Consider the following 3,686-nt stretch of genomic DNA (forward strand, 5'->3'; position numbering starts at 1 on the left):
GAAATAGCGAGTGCCACTATAAACACCAGAAAGAACGCTACCGCCAACATATAAAACCAGCCGAAGTTTACAGTCAGGTAACTCAGGGTCTGATCAAAGGCCCGTCCTGCCAGTTCGGGGTTGCTGATCGTGCCGATAACCAACAGCAACGTAACAATAACGGCGGGAAGAAACACCGGAATTAGAACCGTGGACTTGACTGATTTCTTAGAATTAGAGTTGGCCATATTTTTTCCCTGTTAACGCAAATAATCACGATAGTTATCAGTTTGGCTCCTTCATTTAGCCATTCAGCAACTCATCGCCTGTGTTGAATAAACATTACACCAGAACAAGTTTGAGTTGAATCAGTAAATATTGCTTCGATGGTGTGCTTGATTATTTTTTAATGAAAGTGGTTCATTTACCAAGTAAAAACTACTCTATAATTACTGTACGCCAGCAATTAAAAACTGTGAGAGTATCCATGAACGATCCGATAACTCGGGAAGATGATGACGATCAACTGCTGATACTGCATTCCGTTTTCAATAGGGCGGTTGTCAAACATCATGCTGGGCGTTTGAAGTTGTTTTTACATCTGCAATTTCCGAGTTTGATTCAATCAGACAACATAGATGAGCTGGTTCAGGGACTGAATATATTGCCTGCGCTTGAGGGGGCAGCACCAGATAATGTCAGAAAGCATCCATTGTTTAGTCATGCCCAGTCTCGTCAAGCTTCAGTGTTGACATTGGCAATTCAGGCACTGTCGGCAGCCATGGAGAATAACTTAGACACTACACACTTTTGCTGTCTGGCAGATGCCATGCATGACTTTGATACTTCAATGGAACGCTTTGATGCCGGTTTAACCGCGTCATTGACGGATGTTGATGAGCTCACTGGGCTATTAAATCGCTCAGCAATGGAAAGAGATCTTCTACGTGAGATTGCACAGTCAAAAAGAAAGGGAACGCCCCTCAGTCTGGCGATGGTTGACGCAGACCACTTTAAAGAAGTGAATGATCTCTACGGTCATGGCTTTGGTGACTATGTACTGGAAGTCTTAGCCGATCGTTTTGAAGCCAGTCTCAGGCCACGAGACGGGGTATATCGTTATGGTGGTGAAGAGTTTGTCGTTATGTTGCCTGAAACTAACCTGGATCAGGCGGTTACCGCACTTGAAAGATTGAGGATACAGGTACATCGTCAACCCATTAGCAAGGATGGCATCAGCATCACACAAACAGTTTCTGTGGGCGTGAGCGAAGTGTTTGAAGGTGAGAACATCAATGAAGCATTAAAGCGAGCTGATAATGCTCTTTATCAAGCAAAAGATGCTGGAAGGAATATAACGGTAAGTGCATAGCTTACAAACAAAGCATATGGCTTCATGATGATTTTAAACACTCTACTTTTCTGTAAGAAACAACAACGTCGATTCACAGTGTGCATTGTTGTTATGGTGCTGGCACTGATGACGATTGCGCTCTTGTTTGAGCGAACAGGCATACAAACTCAAGTCTTAATGGACTTGATGTTGATACCCATGCTTGGCATGAGTTTGATAGCGGGGGCGTTAGGGGCAGTATTTGCCATAGCGCTTTTGTCAATCACACTCATCATTGTAAGTCCCGATTATGGAAACATACTCCAGAATGAATGGCTAAAGTCAGGTGTTTATCTCATAGCTGTTATTCTCACAGCGTATTACAGCCACTTTCAGAAAAAACAACAAAAAACGCTCAGGGAAGCACTAAACAAAGATCCGGGCACAGGACTCCCTGGCCGAGTCGCACTGTGGAAAGCGCTAGATGATCATCTCAATAATTTAAACAACTCGAAACAAAAAAACAGTCTCGCCGTAATAACGATAGAAAACTTGCAGGATATTGCCGCAACATTCAGTCATGACGCCGCGGATGAACTGATAAAGCAGTTGTGGGGGCGTCTGGCTGAAAGTTTCCCCAGTGGTGCTGATGTCTTTCATTATCATCGAGAGCGGTTAGCGGTGTTGTTTCAAGAGTCACAGAACAACTTTGATTCATTGAACCAATCTCTTAAGACGCATTTTGAGGACTCGATTCTTTACCAGGGTATTCCAATACACTTTGTCGTGCATATCGGATACGTCAATCTGCATGAGCAAAATAGCAGGGTTGTGATTACGCAAGCAGAGGCTGCCATCGAGTTTTCCCGCCAAAACGACGTACAGTCAGCGGTCTACACAGAAAAAATGGCGCGTGATTTACGTCAATCACTGGCGCTGCTCGGAAGTATGCGCACAGCAATGTCCAGTGGCGAGTTGATGTTGTATTACCAGCCCAAGGTTTGTCTTGAGACGCTTGATATTGTGGGCTTTGAGGCACTGGCAAGATGGAAAGACAGCAAAATGGGGACTTTTGCTCCTGATATGTTTATTCCATTGATAGAAAGAACAGAGCTTATTCACGCATTCACGCCTTGGGCAGTTGATACAGCTCTGTCCACGGTAAAAAAATGGACTACAGCTAACCGCTCATGTCCTGTGGCTGTCAATATTTCAAGCCATAATTTGACGAACCCGACCTTTCCAGCTGAAATAAGATCGCTGCTTGATAAACACGACTTGCCATCAAGTGCGCTAGAGCTAGAAGTCACCGAGACGGTGATAATGAAAAATCCACTCAATGCGGTAAAGGTGTTGAAAGAGCTTGCTGATATTCCGGTTGCCATTTCGATTGATGATTTTGGAACCGGTTATTCTTCTCTGGCTTACCTTCATAGGTTGCCGGCTACTGTGATTAAGATTGACCGACACTTCACCAGTATGATTGAGCGTGATCGGGGGATCAGGAAAATTGTGGCTGCGGCTGTTCAATTAGCCCATGATCTAGGGATGAAAGTAGTTGTAGAAGGTATTGAGTCACAGGCACAGTTGAGTATTTTACGAGACTTGGGCTGTGACATTGGTCAAGGCTACTATTTTTCTTTTGCGCTGCCTGCTAATCTTGCCGAGACGTGGCAATTTCATGATTGAAAAAAGCTATTCAGAAAGTCTGTGTTATGGCCGATTAATTTTCAAACTTGCCTATAATCACAACTAAGTTATCAAGGAATATTTAATGTCGAATGAAGGCTATCACGAACCTGTTCAAGAGCTCAGTGATGAAACACGAGATTTGCATCGAGCGATTGTCTCTCTAATGGAAGAATTAGAGGCGGTTGACTGGTATAACCAGCGCATTGATGCATGCAAAGATGATGACTTGAAATCCATTCTCAAGCATAATGCGAATGAAGAAAAAGAGCATGCGGCGATGGTGTTAGAGTGGATACGAAGACGTGATCCTGTATTCGACAAAGAACTTCGCGAGTGGCTTTTTACTGATAAACCTTTGAAACATTAGTTATTCATCAACGCTTGTAATTTTCACCTCTGCACATTGACTGGAGAGTGCGAGACTCAGAAGTCATTAATTGAGTCTTTGATTTTCTCTATCAATACTTAATTGAACGCTCTGTGCGTCTGAGTAATTTTTACTCTCAACACACGAATAACTGCTTTGACAGAATTCAGTAATCAAGTCTACAAAGGTTTGGTACTAGCGAAGTTTCGATTGAATTATCGGAAAGACCGCATATTTAAATTGCGAATGCATGGTTTAGCAAATAATGCTTCATTTTTCGTGGTAGTGGTCGCTATATTAGTATTCAATAATCTT

Annotated in this window: 4 protein-coding genes; 3 read left to right on the top strand and 1 reads right to left on the bottom strand. The window is 43.1% G+C overall.

Going from position 1 to position 3,686, the window contains the following annotated elements; translation table 11 throughout:
• Positions 1-227, bottom strand: a 227-nt coding sequence (locus B4K20_RS12595; RefSeq protein ID WP_289283144.1) for a BCCT family transporter, incomplete at its 3' end; no start/stop codon positions are given.
• 239 nt (positions 228-466) lie between these two features.
• On the opposite strand from B4K20_RS12595, the gene B4K20_RS12600 reads away from it, so the two are divergent.
• From B4K20_RS12600 to B4K20_RS12610, 3 genes are all read left to right on the top strand, one after another.
• The gene (locus B4K20_RS12600) at positions 467-1,351 is read left to right on the top strand and encodes a GGDEF domain-containing protein (RefSeq protein WP_289283145.1); all 885 of its coding nucleotides are present in this window, start codon (positions 467-469) and stop codon (positions 1,349-1,351) included.
• A gap of 24 nt (positions 1,352-1,375) precedes the next feature.
• Positions 1,376-3,001, top strand: coding sequence for a putative bifunctional diguanylate cyclase/phosphodiesterase (locus B4K20_RS12605; protein ID WP_289283146.1), 1,626 nt, complete (start codon positions 1,376-1,378; stop codon positions 2,999-3,001).
• A gap of 85 nt (positions 3,002-3,086) precedes the next feature.
• Positions 3,087-3,371, top strand: coding sequence for a ferritin-like domain-containing protein (locus tag B4K20_RS12610; protein WP_289283147.1), 285 nt, complete (start codon positions 3,087-3,089; stop codon positions 3,369-3,371).
• The last annotated feature ends 315 nt before the right edge of the window (positions 3,372-3,686 follow it).

It is taken from the genome of Methylophaga sp. UBA5088 (genome assembly GCF_002414625.1).
Lineage (GTDB): Bacteria > Pseudomonadota > Gammaproteobacteria > Nitrosococcales > Methylophagaceae > Methylophaga > Methylophaga marina.